Raw genomic sequence first — 5,434 nt, 5'->3', positions numbered from 1 at the left:
GTCGACTACTACGACTACCTCTCGTCGACGCAGGTCAGCCCGCGTGTCGGTGCCAGCTACGCCTTCAACGAGGCGTGGTCGTGGCGCGGCAGCTACGGCCGCTACTACCAGCAGCCGTTCTTCCTGTTCCTCGCCGCCTTCGACCAGAACCGCTTCCTGGTGCCCTTCGAGGCCGACCACTTCGTGACGGGCGTGTCGTACACGGGCCCGGGTCGCATGCGTGCAACGGCCGAGGTGTACCGCAAGCAGTACCGGAACTACCCGGTGGCGGCCGACATCCCGCAGCTCTCGCTGGCCAACATCGGCGACACGTTCGCCACCCGCGACATCCTGTTCCCGCTGCTCAGCGAGGGGCGAGGCGAGGTGAGCGGTGTCGAGTTGCTCGCGGAGCGCAAGCCGGGCGGGCGCTGGTATGGCCAGGCCAGCGTCGCCTTCTCGCGCGCCCGCCACGCCGGGCTCGATCAGGTGTTGCGTCCGGGCTCGTTCGACTATCCCGTCGTGCTCAACCTGTCCGGGTCGTGGCTGTTTGCCGACAAGTGGCAGGCGTCGGCGCGCGCCGTCTACCTGTCCGGACGTCCGTACACCCCGTTCGATCTCGTGACGTCGACGCGGCAGAACCGCGGCGTGTTCGATCTCACGCAGGTCAACGGCCTGCGCGCCGACGACTACTTCCGCCTCGACGTGCGCGTCGATCGCACTTTCACGATCGGCGGGCAGAAGGTCACCTTCTTCGCGGGCGCGCAGAACGTGACCAACCGCGAGAACTTCGCGACGCTCGGCTGGAACCGCACGAACAACCGGCCCGAGGTGAACGTGCAGAACGGCATCTTCCCGCTGATCGGCTTCGACTGGCCCTTCTAGAAATTGCAGAATTGCAGTCATCAATCCGCCCTCGACGGGCGACGACGGGCGACGACGGCGATCCAATTCCCGAAATTCTGAAATTCTGAAATTCTCGTGTCTCGCCCAGAGACACGAACGCCCCCGGCGCCGTGCGGCACCGGGGGCGTTTGTCGATCAGCAGGGGCGCGCGGTTACTCGGTGCGCGAGAGCGGCTTGATCTCCCAGCCCTTGCGGTACTCGCGGGTCAGGAGCTTGTCGGCGTCCTTGTCGTTGACGAACGTCTCGGACTTGCCGTCGAACTGCAGCTGGCGGCCGACGCGGTACGAGATGTTGGCCAGGTGCGGCAGGGCGGAGGAGAGGTGCCCCTCCACGACGTCGCACGTCAGCTTCTTCGGGTCGTTGGCGCGAATCGCGTCGACGAAGTTCTGGTAGTGCGGCGTCTCGATGCTGGTGAGCACGAGGGGGTCGCTGCCGCTGTCGGGCGGCGGCGCGTCGGAGCCGGGGCCCTTCTCGTCCTTGCTGCGGCCCTTGTACGACTGCCACTTGCGGCCGTCGCCGTCGACCCACATCCAGCCCTCGGACCCGTAGAACAGGTTGCCGATCTTGACGCCGCCTTCGTCGTTGGTCGACTCGCCGCGGGTCGCGAACTCGAGGATCGTGCCGTCGGCGTACTCGAAGAACGACGTCTGCACGTTGGGCGTGTCCTGCGAGGACTCGGGGCCGAAGTAGCCGCCCACCGAGCTGATCTTGACCGGGTGCTCCTGCTTGCCGAGGCCCCAGCGCGCGATGTCGAACTGGTGCGGCCCCTGGTTGCCGGTGTCGCCGTTGCCGTAGGCGAAGTGCCAGTGCCAGTTGTAGTGGAAGTGATTGACGTTGAACGGCGTCTTGGCGGCCGGGCCGAGCCACAGGTCGTAATCGACCTTCGACAGGTAGGCTGCGTCCCACGTCGGTTCCGGGCGACCGCCGACCGTCAGGCTGTACTTCGCGCCGGCGGCCAGCGGGCCGTCGGGGTACTTGCCGATGGGCGGGCGCGGCTTGAAGCACAGGCCGCGGGCCATGTAGACCTTGCCGATGCCGCCGTCCTTGAGGAACTGCATCGCCTGGCGCACGGCCGGGCGGCTGCGGTTCATCGTGCCGACCTGGACGATCTTGCCGTACTTCCTGGTCGCCTCGATTTCCTGGCGGCCTTCCCACACCGTGTAGCTGGAGGGTTTCTCCACGTACACGTGCTTGCCCGCCTGCAGCGCCATGATCGTCATCAGCGCGTGCCAGTGGTTGGGCGTCGCGATGATCACGCCGTCGACGTCCTTGTCGTCGAGGACGCGGCGGAAGTCCTGCACGAAGGCGGGCTTGAACGTCGGCACGTCGGCGAGCGCCTTGTCGTTGACGCGCTCGGCCTCGAGGTTCAGGTCGACGTCGGCCAGCGTCTTGATCTCGACGCCCTTGATCTTGGCAAAGCCACGCTTGAGGGCGTTGCCCTGCCCACGGACGCCGATGCTCGCCAGGACGAGCTTGTCGTTCGCCCCCTGAATCCGCGTCGCGCCCATTGCCGTCGACGGAAGGAAGTGGCCGCCGGCGGCCACCACCGCAGCGGTCACGCCGAGTCGGGACGCGAACTCGCGCCGCGACATGCCATTGCCCTGTTGATCTGCCACTGTGGCCTCCATCCGGGGCACGCCTCGACGGACGGCTCCCGATGTTGCTGTGTCTGAACCCCGGAGTCTACCACTGGTCGGACCACACGGGGCAGGGGCGGGGGAGGCGTGCGGCAATGGCAGGCGGGCTAGCCGCCCGCCTGCCATTGCCGCACGGCCTCGACCGGGTAGAGCAGCATCAGGATGTTGAGGGTCAGGTTGTCGCGGATGAGGTAGCCGACGACGAGTTCCATGGTCAGGGCGGCGACGACGATCACCCAGACGGGGAGACGCGCCGCGAGTACGAATCCCAGCACCATCGCGCCGATATCGCTGAGGGAATTGAGGACGCTGTCGCCGTAGTAGTCGAGGGCGATCGTCGCCTCGCGGTACCGGTTGATGACCATGTCGGTGTTCTCGAGGATCTCCCAGGCGCCCTCGAGCAGCACCGCCAGCACCAGGCGCACGCCGATCGGCAGGCCGCCTTCGCCCGAAGGCGTCTTCGGGCCAAGCCGCCGCGCCACCAGCCACAGCAGCCCGTAGAACAGGAAGCCGTGGATGACGTGCGATAAGGTGTACCAGTCGGTCAGGTGCTGCGAGTTGTCGGCGCTGTTGACCGCCCCCACCCACAGCAGCACGTGGCCGCACCGGCAGATCGGTACCCGCCCCATGGCGAGCAGGACCAGGCCGGTGGCGGCCATCAGGGCGCCGGCCGCCGCGATGGTCCGCGGACTGGTGAGCGAGTCGAACGAGGCAGCGAAGCGGGAGCGCGTCGGCACGTCGCTCACTGTACCGCCGGTGGCGGGGAGGGGGGATGGCCGGCTCGACCGTGCTGGCCCCCGCTCCCGGGCTCCGCCTTCCCGTACCCGGTACCCGGTACCCCGTACCCGGTACACTGTTGCGTGCCGTTCTCACATCTCGGGCTGCATCCCAGCCTCACGCGCGCCCTCAAGGAACTCGGCTTCACCCGGCCCACGCCCATCCAGTCGGACGCCATTCCGCCGGCCCTGGCGGGGCGCGACGTGCTGGCCTGCGCTGCCACCGGCAGCGGCAAGACCGCGGCCTTCCTGCTGCCCATCCTCCAGAAGCTGATGGGCCTGCCGCGCGGGACCACGCGGGCGTTGGTGCTGACGCCGACGCGCGAGCTCGCGGCGCAGATCCTCGAGGACCTGAACACCTTCGCCGTGCACACCCCCATCAGCGCGGCGGCCGTCTTCGGCGGCGTCGGCATGGGGCCGCAGGAGCAGGCCTTCCGGCGTGGCGCGGACGTGATCATCGCCACGCCCGGGCGGCTTCTCGACCACTTCCGGCAGCCCTACGCGAAGCTCTCGGGCCTGGAGTTCCTCGTCCTCGACGAGGCCGACCGCATGCTCGACATGGGGTTCCTGCCCGACATCAAGCGCGTGCTGAGGCACGTCCCGCAGGCGCGCCAGACGCTGTTCTTCAGCGCGACGATGCCTGCGCCGATCGTGGCGCTGACGCGTGAGCTGCTGCGCGACCCCGCGACGATCAACCTGGCGCGCCAGGCCGCGCCGGCCACCGGGATCACGCAGGCCATCTACCCCGTGTCGCAGGACCTCAAGGGCGCGCTGCTGGTGGCGCTGCTCCAGCGCAAGGTGATGACGCAGGCCCTGGTCTTCACCCGCACCAAGCACCGCGCCGACCGGCTCACCGCATACCTGGAGAAGCAGGGCGTGAAGGCGGCGCGCATCCACGGCAACCGATCCCAGGCCCAGCGGACGCTGGCGCTCGCCGGCTTCAAGAGCGGCGAGTTCCCCGTCCTGGTGGCCACCGACATCGCCGCGCGCGGCATCGACGTCACCGAGCTCGGCCATGTCGTGAACTTCGACGTGCCCGTCGCCGCGGAGGACTACATCCACCGCGTCGGCCGGACCGGCCGCGCCGAGGCGACGGGGGAGGCGTTCACCTTCGTCTCCAAGGACGAGGAAGGCGAGTGGGCGCAGATCGAAAAGGTCGTCGGCAAGCGGCTCCCGCGCGTCCAGCTGCCTGACTTCGACTACACGGCCAGGCCGGAGGTGCGCCTGGAGATCCCGCTGGCCGAGCGCATCGCGGCCATCCGCAAGCGCAAGGCCGAGGAACGTGCCCGCGCCCAGGCCAAGGCCGCCGAGCGGGCGGCGCGCCTGCCGGGCAGCGTGCGCGGCAGCAGCACCGGTCCGGTGACGCGCCCGGGTGGTGGGCGTGGTCCTGCGGCGCCCCGTCCGCAGGGGCAGGGTCAGGGTGGCGGTCAGGGCGGTGACGACTCGCGCGGTCAGGGCGCTGGCACTCCGCGCCACGCACCGGCCATGCATGCCCGGCCGCACGGCTCGCCGCGGCCGGGCGGCTCCGGCGGAGGGCGTCCGGGCGGTGGCCGCCCCGGCAGTGGTCGGCCCGGCGGTCCCGGGCGCGGGCCTGGCGGCGGTGGCCCCCGTCGCGGTCGCTGACACGCGACACACCGACGTGCCTGTCGAGAGCCGCGGCGCACGCCGGTGGCTGCGGCCCTCGATTGCGGCAACGGCTCTGCGGCAGGCCGTACAGCCTCCGATCGCGGAGATCGCCGTGTCGGCCTCACGGCACTGCCGGATACGCGGCGAGACTGATTCTCGCGTAGGCCGTTTCCTACACGCTGACGCGTTCTCGCCAGCAGTGCCGGTATCCCGTCCGGGGCGCCGCGCATGCCGATCGTGAACTCGCGCAAATCCGGCGCAATTTTCGACCTTCCTGGTACTGCGCTCGAGCTGGCTCTGTCGTCATGCCGGTCGTGCGACCAATCGTGTCGGTCGACACGACGATTCCGACTATCCGAGTCGGTATTTCAGCACGTACTTACCTCTTTGACGGGGCTCCCCGCTGCGCTATTCTCCGCCTGCACGCCGACGGGTGCCGACTTTCCGGCAGCGTGGTTCGTGTATTGCGTTCGCGAGCGGAGAAGACCGGTATGTCGACGTGCCTGTCTTCAC

The 5,434-nt window shown here is 69.1% G+C and carries 4 protein-coding genes; 2 read left to right on the top strand and 2 right to left on the bottom strand.

What is annotated here, in order from left to right; translation table 11 throughout:
- On the top strand, positions 1-861 hold an 861-nt coding region (locus ACIRDX_RS20170; protein ID WP_396627232.1), incomplete at its 5' end, for a TonB-dependent receptor domain-containing protein.
- 173 nt (positions 862-1,034) lie between these two features.
- On the opposite strand, the gene ACIRDX_RS20165 is transcribed toward ACIRDX_RS20170, so the two are convergent.
- Both ACIRDX_RS20165 and ACIRDX_RS20160 read right to left on the bottom strand, forming a co-directional pair.
- Positions 1,035-2,498: a Gfo/Idh/MocA family protein gene (locus tag ACIRDX_RS20165; protein ID WP_396627231.1), complete on the bottom strand. Its 1,464-nt coding sequence runs from the start codon at positions 2,496-2,498 to the stop codon at positions 1,035-1,037.
- A gap of 128 nt (positions 2,499-2,626) precedes the next feature.
- The gene (locus ACIRDX_RS20160; protein ID WP_396627233.1) at positions 2,627-3,199 is read right to left on the bottom strand and encodes a DUF2585 domain-containing protein; all 573 of its coding nucleotides are present in this window, start codon (positions 3,197-3,199) and stop codon (positions 2,627-2,629) included.
- A gap of 180 nt (positions 3,200-3,379) precedes the next feature.
- Between ACIRDX_RS20160 and ACIRDX_RS20155 the strand changes: the two genes are divergently transcribed.
- Complete coding sequence (locus ACIRDX_RS20155) at positions 3,380-4,918, top strand: DEAD/DEAH box helicase (protein ID WP_396627230.1); 1,539 nt, start codon at positions 3,380-3,382, stop codon at positions 4,916-4,918.
- Positions 4,919-5,434: the final 516 nt, after the last annotated feature.

It is taken from the genome of Luteitalea sp. (genome assembly GCF_044337415.1).
Classification (GTDB): Bacteria; Acidobacteriota; Vicinamibacteria; order Vicinamibacterales; family Vicinamibacteraceae; genus Luteitalea.
The sequence above is the reverse complement of the archived record's forward strand: the minus strand, read 5'-3'. Positions and strand labels throughout refer to the sequence as shown.